This window comes from Nostoc sp. (genome assembly GCF_036917415.1).
Classification (GTDB): domain Bacteria; phylum Cyanobacteriota; class Cyanobacteriia; order Cyanobacteriales; family Nostocaceae; genus Nostoc.
Genome location: NZ_JBALDJ010000110.1, coordinates 1 through 14944, shown reverse-complemented (window position 1 = coordinate 14944; position 14944 = coordinate 1). Strand labels below are relative to the sequence as shown.

The 14944-nt window shown below is 39.4% G+C and carries 17 protein-coding genes and 4 pseudogenes; 13 read left to right on the top strand and 8 right to left on the bottom strand.

The genetic code is table 11. The features are described 5' to 3' along the window. The first annotated feature begins 35 nt into the window (after positions 1-35). The 6 genes from V7K41_RS24355 (at position 36) to V7K41_RS24335 (ending at position 2681) form a co-directional block, all read left to right on the top strand. Positions 36-434 (top strand): hypothetical protein, encoded by a 399-nt coding sequence (locus V7K41_RS24355; protein ID WP_334852367.1) that lies wholly within the window; start codon positions 36-38, stop codon positions 432-434. A gap of 66 nt (positions 435-500) precedes the next feature. Beyond that, positions 501-743 carry a hypothetical protein gene (locus V7K41_RS24350; RefSeq protein WP_334852365.1) on the top strand — a complete coding sequence of 81 codons (243 nt, stop codon included), beginning with the start codon at positions 501-503 and terminating at the stop codon, positions 741-743. Positions 744-754: 11 nt separating this feature from the next. Beyond that, on the top strand, positions 755-907 hold the full coding sequence (locus V7K41_RS24345; protein WP_334852363.1) for a hypothetical protein: 153 nt from the start codon (positions 755-757) through the stop codon (positions 905-907). Positions 908-1150: 243 nt separating this feature from the next. Then, positions 1151-1495, top strand: a complete 345-nt coding sequence (locus V7K41_RS24340; RefSeq protein WP_334852360.1) for a hypothetical protein — start codon at positions 1151-1153, stop codon at positions 1493-1495. 274 nt (positions 1496-1769) lie between these two features. Continuing rightward, on the top strand, positions 1770-1880 hold the full coding sequence (locus V7K41_RS32985) for a zinc-ribbon domain-containing protein (RefSeq protein WP_442943260.1): 111 nt from the start codon (positions 1770-1772) through the stop codon (positions 1878-1880). 27 nt (positions 1881-1907) lie between these two features. Beyond that, the gene (locus tag V7K41_RS24335) at positions 1908-2681 is read left to right on the top strand and encodes an AIM24 family protein (protein ID WP_334852358.1); all 774 of its coding nucleotides are present in this window, start codon (positions 1908-1910) and stop codon (positions 2679-2681) included. 382 nt (positions 2682-3063) lie between these two features. On the opposite strand, the gene V7K41_RS24330 is transcribed toward V7K41_RS24335, so the two are convergent. Beyond that, the gene (locus V7K41_RS24330; RefSeq protein ID WP_334852356.1) at positions 3064-3360 is read right to left on the bottom strand and encodes a hypothetical protein; all 297 of its coding nucleotides are present in this window, start codon (positions 3358-3360) and stop codon (positions 3064-3066) included. A gap of 515 nt (positions 3361-3875) precedes the next feature. On the opposite strand from V7K41_RS24330, the gene V7K41_RS24325 reads away from it, so the two are divergent. The 6 genes and pseudogenes from V7K41_RS24325 (at position 3876) to V7K41_RS24300 (ending at position 6893) form a co-directional block, all read left to right on the top strand. Then, complete coding sequence (locus V7K41_RS24325) at positions 3876-4202, top strand: hypothetical protein (protein ID WP_334852440.1); 327 nt, start codon at positions 3876-3878, stop codon at positions 4200-4202. Positions 4203-4247: 45 nt separating this feature from the next. Beyond that, positions 4248-4653, top strand: a pseudogene (locus V7K41_RS24320) (IS1 family transposase); the annotation flags it as partial. Positions 4654-4693: 40 nt separating this feature from the next. Beyond that, positions 4694-4837, top strand: a pseudogene (locus tag V7K41_RS32980) (element excision factor XisI family protein); the annotation flags it as partial. Positions 4838-5364: 527 nt separating this feature from the next. Beyond that, positions 5365-5784, top strand: a complete 420-nt coding sequence (locus V7K41_RS24310; protein WP_334852352.1) for a hypothetical protein — start codon at positions 5365-5367, stop codon at positions 5782-5784. A 42-nt stretch (positions 5785-5826) separates the two neighbouring features. After that, positions 5827-6018, top strand: coding sequence for a hypothetical protein (locus V7K41_RS24305; protein ID WP_334852351.1), 192 nt, complete (start codon positions 5827-5829; stop codon positions 6016-6018). Positions 6019-6053: 35 nt separating this feature from the next. Further along, positions 6054-6893 (top strand): hypothetical protein, encoded by an 840-nt coding sequence (locus V7K41_RS24300; protein WP_334852349.1) that lies wholly within the window; start codon positions 6054-6056, stop codon positions 6891-6893. A gap of 107 nt (positions 6894-7000) precedes the next feature. On the opposite strand, the gene V7K41_RS24295 is transcribed toward V7K41_RS24300, so the two are convergent. The 3 genes from V7K41_RS24295 to V7K41_RS24285 form a co-directional block, all read right to left on the bottom strand. Beyond that, positions 7001-8341: a CHASE2 domain-containing protein gene (locus tag V7K41_RS24295; protein ID WP_442943263.1), complete on the bottom strand. Its 1341-nt coding sequence runs from the start codon at positions 8339-8341 to the stop codon at positions 7001-7003. An 84-nt stretch (positions 8342-8425) separates the two neighbouring features. Beyond that, positions 8426-9601, bottom strand: coding sequence for an AAA-like domain-containing protein (locus V7K41_RS24290; protein ID WP_334852348.1), 1176 nt, complete (start codon positions 9599-9601; stop codon positions 8426-8428). Between the two features lie 24 nt (positions 9602-9625). Further along, the gene (locus V7K41_RS24285; protein WP_334852346.1) at positions 9626-9811 is read right to left on the bottom strand and encodes a hypothetical protein; all 186 of its coding nucleotides are present in this window, start codon (positions 9809-9811) and stop codon (positions 9626-9628) included. Positions 9812-9912: 101 nt separating this feature from the next. On the opposite strand from V7K41_RS24285, the pseudogene V7K41_RS24280 reads away from it, so the two are divergent. After that, positions 9913-10146, top strand: a pseudogene (locus V7K41_RS24280) (transposase); the annotation flags it as partial. On the opposite strand, the gene V7K41_RS24275 reads toward V7K41_RS24280, so the two are convergent. The 4 genes and pseudogenes from V7K41_RS24275 to V7K41_RS24260 all read right to left on the bottom strand — a co-directional run. Continuing rightward, positions 10089-10364 (bottom strand): hypothetical protein, encoded by a 276-nt coding sequence (locus tag V7K41_RS24275; RefSeq protein WP_334852438.1) that lies wholly within the window; start codon positions 10362-10364, stop codon positions 10089-10091. The pseudogene V7K41_RS24280 and the gene V7K41_RS24275 sit on opposite strands and share 58 nt — an antisense overlap. 97 nt (positions 10365-10461) lie before the next feature. Continuing rightward, positions 10462-11202 carry a class I SAM-dependent methyltransferase gene (locus V7K41_RS24270; RefSeq protein WP_334852344.1) on the bottom strand — a complete coding sequence of 247 codons (741 nt, stop codon included), beginning with the start codon at positions 11200-11202 and terminating at the stop codon, positions 10462-10464. Positions 11203-11397: 195 nt separating this feature from the next. Further along, complete coding sequence (locus V7K41_RS24265; protein WP_442943262.1) at positions 11398-14022, bottom strand: FkbM family methyltransferase; 2625 nt, start codon at positions 14020-14022, stop codon at positions 11398-11400. 271 nt (positions 14023-14293) lie between these two features. After that, positions 14294-14824, bottom strand: a pseudogene (locus V7K41_RS24260) (AMP-binding protein); the annotation flags it as partial. Positions 14825-14944 lie beyond the last annotated feature (120 nt).

Genomic DNA, 14944 nt, shown 5'->3' with positions numbered 1-14944 from the left:
GAGCCAGGAAATATTGGTGTAAAAGCTGGCGATTTATGCCAGAGACTGTTCATGTTTACAAGTCTTTACTAGAAGCTGATCTCAAAGCACTCAAGCAGCATTTGCAAGGTCAAGCAGCATACAATTATGTCACCACGGCAATTGATGCCAAACGCAGAGTTGCTGATTACGTGAATCGCCTACCGACGCAAGAACGCCCTCGGTGGATAGCTGAATATCAGTTGCAAGGTCTGGTGACTCTTCCCGAACCACCAGTACAACAATTACCCCCACGTCCTGGTATTCCTAAACCGGAGATTGCCGATATTGATGAAGAGTCTGTGCAGTCGGTGATTAATCCTAGCGCTATGCAGATTTTGAGAGCGATCGCTGCTAACTATCCCTCATATCATGTCCGGTCAAAGACTTATCATTTAGACCGCAGTTCTTGCTGAGAGCAGGGGGAAAGAGACTTTTCCGATTTTTGCACAGAGCCGATAATCATAAGTGATTAACCGGACTTGATATCATACATCAGAATTGATGGTGGCTGGATTGATGAACTGTGTGATGCTGCATCTAATCAGGATATTGATATCAAGGGTCTGGAACAAAAGCAAGATTCTAAACCGAATGATGACAAAAATAATGACACTGTTGATAGTTTCAAAAATAATCAGCAAACCTCACAACAGCAGATTGACTGGTATGAAGAAATTAGACTTTGGGCAACAGAACTAGGAACAAGACCACAGTTTCAATAAATCAAACAGAAGTGGCACGAATTAACCGGACAAGAATTAAACGAAAAAGGCGTTACCCTACTGCTGGAAAATCTCGGCTACCCGGACAATTAGATTGGAAAGCTCGATATGGTAATCCCTTGGAATGGGACGATGAGAATTGTCCAGATTTTATCACTCCATAAAAACTGGCTAACCCGATAACTTGTGCCTAAAGTCATGAATATAACCATGACTTATTTCATAAGTTATTATGTAAAACATTTCTACAATAGTTGTATCAAATCAGAGTGATATTGAAATGTTAAAACCAAAGTGCTAGACATTAGCATTAGCTAATTCCTAATTATCACAATACCTTTTATATATGTAATTAGGCTACCAAAGCTAAGTTACAACTGTTTCGGTAGATTTCTGGAATCAGCATTATGCCTTGTGTAGTCAACGTTCAGTTCAAACATCACTTGATGCTTTCATCAGCTCAAGGGGGACTCATGATTAATCGGGCTATAGACTTCATCTTCGTAGATTCTTTTGCCTTTGTAATTAATGTCATATTTGGAACACTACTTCATGCTAAAATATGTAATTACTCCTGGGATGGAAAAACACGTTTGAATTCTCAACCAGAAGAGATTAGCTCTAATCCATCCATTTCAACATCTTCTTCGGAAAATATAGATTTAAGCACTCCTACCCTCAGTAAATATTCCAAAGTGAATGCAAAGATGAAAACAGAAGCTTTGAGTAAAAATACTTTGACAAGTGCGTAGATAGCAATCAGTTTTACTTTCTTGGCATTATTCACTTAAAAGGCTGGGTGAATAAGAGACATAGGAGATAGGGAGCAGAGTCGAAAAGTCTCATACTCAATTTCAGAGCGGGGCTTGTACCGAAAATACTCTTTTTCCTCTGCCCAAATGCCTTATTGTCAAAGTGGATTAACTTGTTTTTATGCTGCCAGAACTTGTTACTTGATAGTAATGAATTACCCTTGCAGCTGCTAAAAATAAGATAATCAGATAATTTCGGGTTAGCATACCAGTAATGACAAATCTGTGCCCCTATTGCAACCATCAACACCCTTTAGGTAATAAGTTCTGTAGTACCTGCGGCAATCCTATTAATGACATTGCTTTTTGTCAGCCAAGTGATTGATCCAAAAACTATTCACCATTTAATACTATGCCAGATTTCAGTAGCGAACCGACCCCGGAATTGAGAAATCCCCACCAAACCTTTCATTCTGGTGACTTAAGCTTAAGAATCGAAGGAGAAGTAGTACCTGTAGTAGATGTCCATTTAGGGCAACAGCAATCGATTTACTTTGAACATCATATTCTCCTATGGAAGCACCCCAATGTTCGCCTTGGTGTCAAAGGCTTGAAAGGGGCTGCCAAACGTTTTTTTGCTGGACTGCAAATTTTTATCAGTGAAGCACATGGCCCAGGGAATATTGCTTTCTCCCGCGAGGCACCTGGACAGATTGTAGTATTACGATTGGAGGCTGGACAGACAGTTGACGTCCGCGAACATCAGTTTTTACTCGCTACCAGTAATATTGAGTACAGTTTCTTTTTCCAGCGAGGGATGGCAAACCTCTTTTTTAGTCGCAGTGGTGGTTTATTTATTGACCGCTTCATTGGTCAGCAAGAAGGGGGGCTACTTTTAATCCACGGTTACGGTAATGTTTTTGAAAAGTACCTCGCTCCTGGAGAAGTACTGGATGTAGAACCTGGAGCATGGCTATGGAAAGATTCATCAGTCAAGATGGAGACGGTGACGGCCCTGCAATCGAGTGGCGGCATCTTCGGAGCAATTGGAGTAATGCTTGGTGGTATTTCATTCACTCTCAACCGTTTTATTGGCCCTGGTAGGTTGGGGTTACAGTCTATGACTTATCACCCACCTGCATCTGAGGGCGCAACTCAAGTTGGTGGCAGCGGGAATTTTGGTTAAAGTTATCAGCTATTGCCTCTTATAAAGTAGCCAAAATTATGCTCAAGGCAAGCGCGATCTCTCCTAATTTCTTATTATGGTTCACACTATAGCCAATGCTTAAATGCTAAACAGGTTTTTTGCTAATAACTGCCAGTTTTCTCCTTGATATTGATTTATAAAAATGCAATTTGACGAGTAATTTATATTCTCTCATTCATATTGCTCTGTCTAAAAAATAAAACTCGTCCAAATTTATATTTCGGACGAGTCTTATTCCAAATCAACTCCCAAATCAAGAGCGTCAAATTGCTTAGTTCAATATTTATGTCTTGTTTTTAGATTCTTGACTGAAGAATAGTAGATTGAACCTGTTATTTCCTATTTTCTGTGAAATAAATCCTTAGTTATGTCTATCGTAGTGGATTGAACGGGAAATGGCGTTTTCTCGGCGGTTGAGTTGTTGTCGTTCCCGACGACTTAAACGTCCATCTCTCAAGTCACGCCTGCGAGCCGCATTTAAAGATGCCTCTCTGCGCTCCAATGAACGATATTCACGTTTGTTAATACTACCATTTTCAACACCATGAGCAATCCGATGTTGCTGATTAACTTCCCGATGATAAACTTCTTGAGCCGAAGCTACTGTCGGCAAAAAAATTGCCGCCGCGCACACCGCAACATATGCTAAACGTTTCATACTAATACCCTCAAATAATTTTAGCAAGCAAGCCAAGCGAGAATTCTAGATTTTTTCAACATCTCTAAATACTCGTGCAAGATGTCTTAATCATATTAACCTCTATGCTTTCATCACCTCAGACTTTAGTCATGAGTCTGACCATGACTAAAGTCACTCTATCTGGAATAAGCTAGAGAAATGTTTTGGGCAATCGCTCAGAGAACAAAATACTTTCATGCTATAACCAAGCAATAATTGATCCAATAATCCTCTCTTGCCCTGATTATCAAAAATAGTATGGCTTTTAAACTTGCTGCTTCAATAACACTCAAAGCTTTAGAAATTACCTGTATTAGTGTAACCTCATTATCTGCACAAATCCCTTAAATCCCTCAAAGCGCTCAATCCATTTCCCAACAGAAGATTTCCTTGAGTCCGCTCAAACAACAACGCCAAAACAACTCGCAGCTTCCAAGTTCTCGCTGTTGGAGCAACGAGTGATTGATTGTTTCAGATAACAGCGGCAGCCACAAGTGGGAAAAAAGTCCAGTGTGCAGTGGAACTTGCATGAAACCTGTATCCGTTGCTTTGGAAAATGCCAACCTTTAAGCGATCGCTATACTGTGGTTTTGAATTTTTCTAAATATTTAGAACGTTTTCGTTCTGCTGTCCATTACGACCAATATCGCGCTCTTGGTCTACCAATTGGCTCAGGAGAAGTTGAAAGTGCCCACCGTTATATTTCTCAAAAGCGGTTAAAAATTCCAGGGGCAACTTGGCATCCAGATACGAATGGCACTAAGAAAAGCTCTAAGCTTTGCAGGATAAGCGCTACAGTGTTTAATGCAATTGAGCAGTAATGGCATGAGTCAGGCGATCGCAATAATTCAGGCGATCGCAATAATCCATTAGTTGGAGAACTGGATGAATTAGAAACCTTTGTTGGGTCAAAAAAAATAAAATCTGGCTGTGGACAGCAGTAAATCACTTTAGTCAAGGAATTCTTAGTTGGGTTTTGGGTGACCATAGTGCAGAAACATTTAAGCGTTTGTGGGAATTTGTCTCCTCCTGGCAATGCTACTTCTATATCACAGATGGATGGAAAGTGTACCCTCAATTTATTGATTCTGGCGACCATATTGTTAGTAAGACATATATAGAGTAGAGGGTGAAAACACCCGTCTACGTCATTATCTGGCACGATTACATCGGAAAACACTCTGTTATTCCAAGTCAGTAGAAATGCTGAAGTATTCTATCCGCTTATTACTTCACTATTTAAAGTACCCTTCTATTCCTATATCTGCTTAATTCATACCGCAATCAGCAATGCCTATAATTCTTAATACTTTTGATGTATGTTGGTTGGAAGAATTGATGACGGCAGCATGGCTGTATTTTACATCTAGATATCAAGCATGGAAAAATCTGGATACAGCATGATGGGACTTAAATTGCTATGGCAGATGAGTTAGTCAAGTTGGGAGTTCCAAAATAAGATATTGTTTTGGCTTTTCATGAACCCTTGGTGAGACAGAAGTTTTATATAGATATTAATATTATTAATTGACTAAAAATAAAATATATGCATCAAAAATGTATAATAATTATAGATTGACATAAAAAACTAAATGCAGCCCTTTCATCGTGTCTAATTTTTGGATGTTAATAACATCATCTTCAGTACGGCTAAGTGGCGTTGTCAGCGCTTTACCTCGCAAGCTTGAGGCGATATCTGCTGAAGTTATTGTCAGCCTTTCAGCAAGGCAGGATGAGGGAAAGAACATGGGGGATAAGGAACTGAGAGGGAAAGAAGCTAATTTATTTTGCAGTCTTTTTCCCCTCTGCGACGGACACTTTCCTTAACGGGGGGAACCCCCACACGGAAGTATCCTTCTCTTTGCCCCTCTGCCTTGGTTTGTAAATATTAGCCAGCTATATTTATTAGGCAGACTTCTTACGATTAATCAACGCCAAAATTACGAACTAGCAATGAGAAATTACAAACTATTATGAGCATCTATGCGTATTTATCGTCACATAATTTTAGCCCTACTAATCTTTTTGTTAATAACAACTGTTTTACCAGCCACCGCCGAATATTCTATTTCCCAAACTCAATCCCCAGTCGCCCTACTCGAACAAGGAAAACAACTTTATGATGCGGGAAAGTTGGTAGAAGCTACACAAATTTGGTCACAAGCAGCCCAAAGATTTCAGCAAAGTAAACAGCAGCACTATCAAGTATTAAGTTATAACTATTTAGCTATTGTTTATCAAGATTTAGGTAAGTGGTCAGCAGCGCGATCGCTAATTACCCAAGCACAGAATATCCTAAAAACAATAGATGATTCCTTCCTTTACGCCCAAGTCCTCAACACCCAAGGAAGTTTACAATTAAATACAGGTCAACCGGAAATAGCCTTAGAAACTTGGCAGTAGGCAGAGAAAATCTATCGTTCCCTTAAGGATGTCACAGGGATTGTGTTGACGCAGATTAACCAAGCCCAAGCATTGCAGACTTTGGGAGAGTATCGTCGCGCCCAAAAGCAGCTAGAACAAATCAATCAAGACCTTGTTGCTTTACCTGATAATCTCCTAAAAGCCAAAGGATTGCGGAGTTTGGGCGTAACTCTGCAAGTAGTGGGAGATTTAGAGCGATCGCAAAGCAAGTAAATTCTAACGCAGATATCGCCGAAACCTTATTAAGATTGGGGAATACCGCTAGAGCCAAGGAAGATTTTAAAGCCGCCTTAGAATTTTATCAACAAGCAAGTAGTAGTGGTGGTGAGCGTACTCAACTAGAAGCACTCCTCAACCAACTCAGCCTTTTAATAAAAACTGAGCAAAATCAAGCTGCACTAGCACTATTACCCCAAATCCAAGCACATTTTGCTAACCTTCCTCCCAGTCGCTGGGGAATTTACGCGCAAGTTAATTTAGCAGTAAGTTGGATTCAACTGTCATCATCAAAGACAAAAGACATTGCTCAACTTTTAGCAAAAGCAGTCAAACAAGCCAAAGAATTAGCAGATGCAAGAGCGCAAAGTTATGCTTTGGGAGAGTTAGGACATCTCTACGAACAAACTCAGCAATTTTCAGAAGCCTTAACTCTCACTCAAACAGCACTGTCTTTGGCACAAGGAGTGCAAGCAGAGGATATTGCTGTCAATTGGTTGTGGCAGCAAGGACGAATAGAAAATGCTAAAGGCAATACCGAAGCAGCAATTAGTGCTTACGAACAAGCTGTTAATTCCTTAAAATCTCTGCGTCAGGATTTACTGCAACTAAATCCTGACGTGCAGTTTTCTTTCCGCGATCGCGTTGAGCCAGTATATAGGTGGCTAGTACAATTACTTTTGCAAAATGTAGATAACTTGCCGCAAACCAGCAAACAGGAACGCCTAGAGAAATCTCGTACAACAATTGAAGCACTGCAATTAGCAGAGTTAGAAAACTTCTTCCGCGAAGCCTGCTTAACTTATAAATCACAACCTATAGATAAAATTGATTCAAAAGCTGCGGTAATTTACCCAATTCTGCCCAGTTGACTACCGTCGGTCAAGCGAACTGGTATGCACAGAGAGGATACTGGTATGAAATGCTCATGGTCATAGAGAAAGCTAGGAAAGCAAAGTAGAGAGCAAACGGGTAGAGGTCAATCATCCTGTTGTAATATCTTGTCAATCAACTGCTGATTTTCTTTGCTTTCTGCTTGCTTAAAATATTCAATCGCAATTTTTCCAGCAGCAGGCTGCTCTTTTGCAACTACAAGTAGTAACTTGAGAGTTTGCTGGAGTTGGATTTTCTCAAGCAGCTTATTTGCAAACAAAGGTAGGATAATAGGAGCAAGTACTAACCCCAATAATGGGGGAAAAATGGGAATCCACCAACCTTGTAAAAATGCTAGATAACTAAATACAATTAATCCTAGTCCGGTGCTAGTGATGACAAACATTAATTGTCTAGGTGATTTTAATCGCCAACCAATTAATGCTCCTATTACAGACCAAAGCAAAATCCATAAGCTTTCCCATATTTCAGGCCAAGTTTGCAGCATTCCTCTTCCTTCCAGTGCTGCAGTTAATATTTGACTGATAGTATTAGCATGAATAAATACTCCTCCCATTTGTTTTGCTGACCCAAATAACCGATTGTTATAAGGTGTTTGAAAAAAGTCATTAATACTTTCAGCTGTTGCACCAATCAAGACAATACGATTTTGGATTTTTTCTTTTGGTATCCGTTCTTGGAACAAATCTGTGATGGAGAAGCTTTGAAAATGTTGTTCTGTACCTTGATAATTAAGTAAAATTTGATAACCTCCAGTATCAGCTCGAACATAGCCTCCGTCAGAAGGCTGCAAGGGTATTAGTAAGGCTTTGCCAAGCTGGATATTATGGCGATTTTGAGGATGAGTATGGGGAGTGATGCCAACAGTTTTTAAGTATTGTAATGCTAATTGTAAACCCAAACTTTGGCGTAATTGATTTTTTGGCGATAGCGCAGCGGTACCGAGTCCGCGTTCGCGCAGCGTCTCGTAGAGAGTGTCTGGCTGCACCAACGTCAAGGGCGAACGTACTGTCAACAAAGCACGACGTACTTTACCATCTCCATCCAATATTTGGTCACTAAAACCTACTTGACCTAATTGAGCTAATACTCTTGGTGGTGCAACCTTAGTACCTACGACTTTATCAATACCAATAAGATTGGGAGTATTTTTAAACAATTCTACTAATTCCTGATACCCTGGTTCTACTGGCAAATCTCGATATAAATCCAACCCCATTAATTTAGGTTGATAGGTTTTTAATTTTTTAAGTGCTTTAACCAAAATACTATCAGGTATGGGGTATTGTCCCATTTTTTGTAAATCTGGTTCATCAATTGTAATTACAACAATACGAGAATCAATTCCTACTTGAGGTTTTTGTTGCAAAAAACTATCAAACATATTCCATTCCATTCCCTGCAATAAACCAATGAAGCGCAGCAGAAGAATAAAACTAGTAACACCAATTGCAAAGCTGACAATACACGGTTTACCAAAGCGTACTACAGCTTTTAATTTAGCGGCTTTTCAGGCTTGGTCCAAAATCTGATTTGCTTCCTTCGCAGTTGCCAGAGCAAACTGGGCTTTTTCTAATTCAATTTTTTCGGCGTTTAAATTTATTTCAATTTCTTGTTTATCCAACTCCTGACTAGTAGCAATAAACCGATAATCTATATTAGAAAGTTTTTTATTTTCTGACCAACTCAGCGACTCTTTTAATTTCATTCCTTTCAATAGTTGAGATTTATCTTGCTGTTTACTAGCAACCCATTTTTTGATGTTTTGAGAATATGGGCGTAAGTTTTCTAGCTTTTTGGCAACCCAATTTAAATTAAATATAGCTCGATAAATTTCATTCTTAAGTTGAATTTTACCTTGAAATATAATAACTAAACCTGATAAAATTAACTCATTTTTTTCTCTAATATCATCAATTGTGACTTCTTCTCCCATTAAAATCTGTTGATAGACTTCTAACAATCTTCCTGCTGTTTGCTCGTTTTCTAAAAAACGCGAGCTTATAGTTCTTAAATGTTCTGGTTCATCTTGAAACTCCCAATTATTTATAATACGTGTTCTGACTAAATTAGCAATAAATAATTGAGAATTAGTAACTAGTAATTTTTCTCTATCTTCATATTCTTTATTTGCCACAATTTGACATAGCTTTTGAGTTAGAAATGGTTGTCCACCAGTCCAAGCTAATATCTCTTTTAAAACAACTTGAGGATTTAATACTTTTCTTTCCAAGCCTTTTGTTAAAGCAATAGTTTCTTGTAGTTTAAAGCCTTGAAGTTCTATTGATTTACCAATATTAAACGGTGTACGTCTTTTATCTTGAATCAAATCTAATGGAGTTGCCACTCCAAAAATAGCAAAAGTAATACGTTTATATTCAGGATTAATTGCTCGTTGATTATAGCAAAACCGAATTAGTGCAAAAAAATCATCAACTGAAAAATCTAAACTCAGAATACTATCAATTTCATCAACAAAGACAAATAATTGTTTTTGAGGAAAATGAAGGTGTAGTAATTCCTCAATAAACCACCTTAATCTTTCCAGTAAAGATATATTTTCTTGTTCTTGCCACCAAATTTTTAAGTTGATTTTATTAAATAAATTAAAACCTAACCATAAATCACCAACTACACTCTTATACCACTGAAGTGGAGTAATTTGTGAAGTGCCAATAATGGACATATCAATGGTACTACATTTAAAACCTTATTGTTCTAAGCGATGTTTTATACTAGCAAGCAGAGAGGATTTACCCATTTGCCGAGAGTTCAGTACATAGCAAAACTCTCCTTGTTTTAGAGCCTCATAAAGTAGGAAATCTGCTTGTCTTTGTACATAACTAGGTGCATTAACTGTCAAACTGCCACCGACTTGGTATTTATAATCATTCATAAGTTTCAATACCGTAGCCAAAAAAAGAGTATGAAGAGATAGGGCTGCCGTAGTAGAGTTATTGTTTTCCCAAACGACAACTCAAAAGCTACAAACAGCCCATGTTCGACATCTTATCACTGTTACAATGCCTGCTACCGCAAATCAACGCTACGACGATGCATCGAATGAGCCAGATAATCCTGGCAATGTTAGCGATGAGTGGCCGAGTGACGATGTTAGGAATCTCCCGTTGGACAGGTGCTGCTGGTAGTTATTGAACGATGCTGAGATTTTTTCATACAGTAATACCTTGGGCAACGTTGTTTTGGTTGTTTTTTCGCAAGCATTTGTTCCGCGCTAAATCAACAAACTGATTTTTTCTTTGGACAATCTGTACCGTATTTTTCAAATCATTAGCTTTTTCCTGAAACACTCCATCAATCTCATCTTTATAGGCAAAGAAAGATTGAATACCGGCTCTGGATAAACCTTGATGAAGATTGTAGGCAGCAATAAATGCACCACCTAAGCCAAACCAGTTATTAATATGAAGTATATTGAGAGAATTCATTTTACTTTGTCTCCAGTGCCTTCTCTTGAATCTCCAATCTGGGTAGTGCTTTTTCACCCCCTAGTCGATACCTGCTACCTGAATTCTTAGCATAGGACTATTTGATAGGACTAAGTAAGACAAAAATACGTGTACTAGGCGCGTGTGTTGGATCATTGATTAGCTGTAATATTTCTAGACCTGTTGACTTACATAATTGATCAATATTCTTAGTATTTAAGGTTGTCCCCGTCCATGTTTTATCAATGCTAGATAATCCTAGTAATTCCAATAGGAATTTTGGAAGATGACTTTTAGCAAATATTTTGAATTTAGTTAATGGAGAAGGTGTCTCTGTCCTTAAGTGAATAAGTGCTTTACCAGTTATTTTAAGAACTCGTCGGATCTCAATAAAGTTGTTCAAGATTACTTTCAAAGAAGGCATATGTTGAAAAACTTCATAGGAAAAGACAAAATCAACACTTTCTGATTCTATCAAAGATAGAAAAGTCCCGTCAGTTGTATAGAATTTAAAATTAGCATACTGCTCCTCAGAGGATAACTCTTTAGCTTGACGAATCATTTCATCAGCAACATCAACTGCAATGACGCTACGGAATCGTTTGGAAAGCGCACGACTAAACCTACCAAGACCACACCCTATTTCTAATACAGATGCATTACTTGCCGATTGTATGAATTGAGTAATGATAGGGTCAACAATTAATTTAGTTCTCTCTTCACCAAGAGCAAAAAAAGCATCTATATACCCATTATATAAAGTTGTTTCTACATAATAAAATGCATCTTTTTTAGCACGTTCATTCCACTTAGTTTTCATTAAGTTTTCAGCCATCATTGTTCTCCAACATTTTTTTACGATACATTTATAAAAGTTATAAATAAATTTTATATTTACGTTTTATTTGGTTTAAATTAAGATTTAACCTCAAGGCTCTCAAATGCTAGCGAACAATTTGTACCTTCACTCATTATCATTTTTCTCTACGAGTTACAAAATGGCATTACCCCAATCTGTTTAACAACTGAAGATTCAAACATACCCTGAATGTATTGTCTTAAAGAGGTCTGAAACAGTTATTTCTGGATGGCTAACAAGCTGCGTCAAAATCTCCTGATAGTTGTTTAATAGACGATCAATTGTCTCTGCTGTAAATTTCTCCGTGCCATATTTAGCTCTGATTCGGATTGTTTTCGACAATTCGACGTAAAGCTCCAACGGAGGGGTTCTGCCATAAAGTTCCATTGGTATATCGCCCCATTGTTCCGGTGCGATCGCTTCCCAACCTGGCATTTGATCTTGAACCGAGGGGGTCATAGTAATACTTGCCAGCAGATTGAGGGGACGTAAGTGTTGGATCTGCTCGATCACCCGATGCAGCTGCACCTCTTTATGTTCGATCGCTTCATTGACGGTTTCTTGAAGTTGTTTAATTACGGTCGAGCCAGTCTGTTCCGGCAAGATTAGCGATCGCAGAATCACGTCATTGATAAAGCAGCCAATCATCTGCTCTGTGTCTGGCCCGGTGCGGTTGCCGAGCGTTGCCAGAATCAAAATTTCATTTTGTTGGTTCCACTTCGCTAAAACAAGTTTGAAAGCGCTCAACAAGATGACAAAACTCGTCACCCGCTGTGAACGACCCAGCCCTTCAATCGAACGAACGAGAGACTCAGGTAAGTGGATAAAACGATGCCCTGCCTGTTTACTAGACAGCATCAGACTTGGTGAGGGGTGTAACTCGTCATCAACGAGTTTGCGTTGCCAATAATTGAGTTGCTGTGCGATCGCAGACTCGTTGTAGACTTGCTGCTGCCACAAAGCAAAGTCTGCATATTGGCATGATAGGGCTGACAGGGGCGAAGGTCGCCCATTCGTGAAAGCCTGCATCAGTGTGTATAATTCTTGCAAAAGCACACCAAATGACCAACCATCTGTGATCAGATGGTGCATGGTAATCACCAGCCAATGCTCTTCCGGATTCAGTTGAAATAAGGCAGTTCTGATCAGGGGAGCAACAGCCAAGTTGAAGGGCTGCTGACGTATTTTAATTCCTAAACGTACCGCTTCCGACTCACGCGCCTTTGGGGGTAGGTGCTGTAGATTTTCATAGACTAATGGCAGGTGCAGGTGAGGTAAAACGATCTGCATCGGCTGATCGTTGATGACAGTGAAGACCGTGCGGAGGTTCTCATGACGGCGGACGATTTCATTGAAACTTTGCTCAACGATCTCTGGTAAGAAAGAACCCTTAACTCGCATCAGAGTCGAACTATTGAGAGTTGCAACCGTACTTGCTGATTGATGCAGTGACCACAAGCCCTGCTGTGATAGCGATAGCGGTACACATGTAGATGGGCTTCTCTCTAAGCCAGACATGGCTAGCATGGTAGAGGTAATCCCATTTGAACTGAGTGTTGGATGGGCTTTGAACAACTCAATTAACTTGCTGAGGGCGGCGATTGTCGGGGTTTCAAACAGACACCGCAGGGGAAAATCAATCGCAAAGGCTTGGCGAATTCGGAAAAGAAGTGAGGTCGCCAGCAGAGAATGTCCTCCCAAATCAAAAAAGTTATCGTAAATCCCGACTTTCTCAATACTGAGAATCGCAGCCCAAAGGTTAGCTAAAATTTCTTGGGTGGGGGTGCTAGGTGCTACGAAGCTAGATTCTAGTCCATTCTTAAAATTTTCCGGTATGGGTAGAGCGCGACTATCAACTTTTCCATTGGACGTTAAGGGAAACTTTTCTAGGACAACAAACGCAGATGGAATCATGTACTCAGGCAGTTTTTTCTGGAGATAGTGGCGAAGGTCTTGAATATATCTCTCTAAACTGTTCCAAGTCGATTGGCGATCGCCTAAACTTTTTGATCCCGTTTTTTGAGGCAAACACTGCTTTATTGTTGTCCGTCTGGCATAAATCTTATAGAGGGGGGTTGCTTCGAGTAATTTGTCCTGAACAATAGTCAAATCATATCCATGAAATTTCAGCAACTCCGTAATTTCAGTAAGTCTGCCATTAATATCATGAACCTCAACAATAATTTGCTGGATTTTTAACCAATCTCTTTCTTGAATTCCTGCTAATACATCCCGTTCACTTTTTTCAACATCAATTTTGAGTAAATCAATACGCTCAATTTGATTCTCTTCGATGATGTGAGAAATTGTTTTTAACTGACAGGTAAATTGCTCACTCTGCAAGCGTTCAACTAATAATTTATCCAGTACTTCCTGTGATACAGTTGTCCCATTGCCTGTTCCCGCATATTGCTTGAGCAAAAAGGATTTGACAACTTCTTTTTCCTCAAATGCGTCAGCAAAGCGTCCAGAAATGACGGAAACATTGGGATAATAGGTAAATTCAGCAGATTTAGTTTCCCCAGAAAGACCAATGTTAAAGACTTTGGCATCGAGATTGTAAAGTTCTGTATTCAAGCGTAACAATTCAAAGATTGGGGGAATAAGTTCAAAAGCATAGATTTTTACCTTTGGGCAAGCTTGAGCAGCAAATAAACTAAATAAACCGATATTCGCCCCGACATCAAAAATGTAGTCCCCTTCATCAAGGGTAATCCCATGCTGTAAATAGGATTGCTCGGTAAATATTTCTTGATAAAGAAATTCTGTTTCCGTTTTATTGAAATGAGCAATTGTCATCCCATTGGGTAACTCATACAGAGAGCGATCGCCCAGTATACCCTGCTCTCTTAAATGCACCAAATTGAAAATAGTTGAAGCTTGGGTACGCTCAGGGACAATATAGGCTACCAATCGCTTATTATTAGGTTCATCCTCTCTGGCAAGTACAATACATTCTCGCACAGCTTGGTGTTGAGAAAGTAGTGCTTTAATTTCTCCTAACTCAATCCGAAAGCCCCGAATTTTGACTTGATGATCGATACGTCCTTTATACTCAAGCTCACCTGTAGGCATCTTCTAGTATGTGGTTCAACCGTTCTTGCGGATTACTGGGGTCTAGTGGTACATATGCCCCTCCAGCTTTGAGTATTCCCAATATGCCCACGATCATTTCTAGTGAACGTTCTACGCAAATGCCTACTAATGTTTCTGGTTTTACACCCAGAGCTTGCAAGTGATGTGCCAGTTGGTTAGCCTGCTGATTCAATTCCCGATAAGTTAGCTGTTGTCCTTCAAACTTAAGTGCTACAGCTTCTGGTATCTTCTCCACCTGTGCTTCAAACAACTCATGCAAACACAAAAACTCCGACTCAATCCCCTGTATTTCTTTCCCTAGCAACTGCTCCCTTTCTGTAGCGCTGAGTATTGACAAATTGCCGATACGCTGATTTGGAGATTCAACAATTCTTGCTAGCAAAGTCTGAAAATGTCCACTGATGCGCTGGATTATTTCTTCATTAAACAGATAGGCGTTGTACTCTAGTTTCCCTTGCAGTTCTGAGTTTGTTTCCCACAAATTTAAGGTTAAATCAAAGGTTGCTCCGGCTGTTGGTTTATTCAACTCCAGTAAGTAGCTAGGCGCAATTAAATATAAGACGCTCAAGGTCATATCCACCCTTTAAACTTCTAGCTTCCATGCCATCAATAATTGCTATAGCTA

Excerpts from the sequence above, each read along its gene's own strand:
- V7K41_RS24355 (WP_334852367.1), top strand. The coding sequence starts at position 36 with ATGCCAGAGACTGTTCATGTTTACAAGTCTTTACTAGAAGCTGATCTC.
- V7K41_RS24340 (WP_334852360.1), top strand. The coding sequence starts at position 1,151 with ATGCCTTGTGTAGTCAACGTTCAGTTCAAACATCACTTGATGCTTTCA.
- V7K41_RS32985 (WP_442943260.1), top strand. The coding sequence starts at position 1,770 with ATGACAAATCTGTGCCCCTATTGCAACCATCAACACCCTTTAGGTAAT.
- V7K41_RS24335 (WP_334852358.1), top strand. The coding sequence starts at position 1,908 with ATGCCAGATTTCAGTAGCGAACCGACCCCGGAATTGAGAAATCCCCAC.
- V7K41_RS24330 (WP_334852356.1), bottom strand. The coding sequence starts at position 3,360 with ATGAAACGTTTAGCATATGTTGCGGTGTGCGCGGCGGCAATTTTTTTG.
- V7K41_RS24310 (WP_334852352.1), top strand. The coding sequence starts at position 5,365 with ATGCGTATTTATCGTCACATAATTTTAGCCCTACTAATCTTTTTGTTA.
- V7K41_RS24290 (WP_334852348.1), bottom strand. The coding sequence starts at position 9,601 with ATGTCCATTATTGGCACTTCACAAATTACTCCACTTCAGTGGTATAAG.
- V7K41_RS24285 (WP_334852346.1), bottom strand. The coding sequence starts at position 9,811 with ATGAATGATTATAAATACCAAGTCGGTGGCAGTTTGACAGTTAATGCA.
- V7K41_RS24275 (WP_334852438.1), bottom strand. The coding sequence starts at position 10,364 with ATGAATTCTCTCAATATACTTCATATTAATAACTGGTTTGGCTTAGGT.
- V7K41_RS24270 (WP_334852344.1), bottom strand. The coding sequence starts at position 11,202 with ATGATGGCTGAAAACTTAATGAAAACTAAGTGGAATGAACGTGCTAAA.
- V7K41_RS24265 (WP_442943262.1), bottom strand. The coding sequence starts at position 14,022 with ATGACAATTGCTCATTTCAATAAAACGGAAACAGAATTTCTTTATCAA.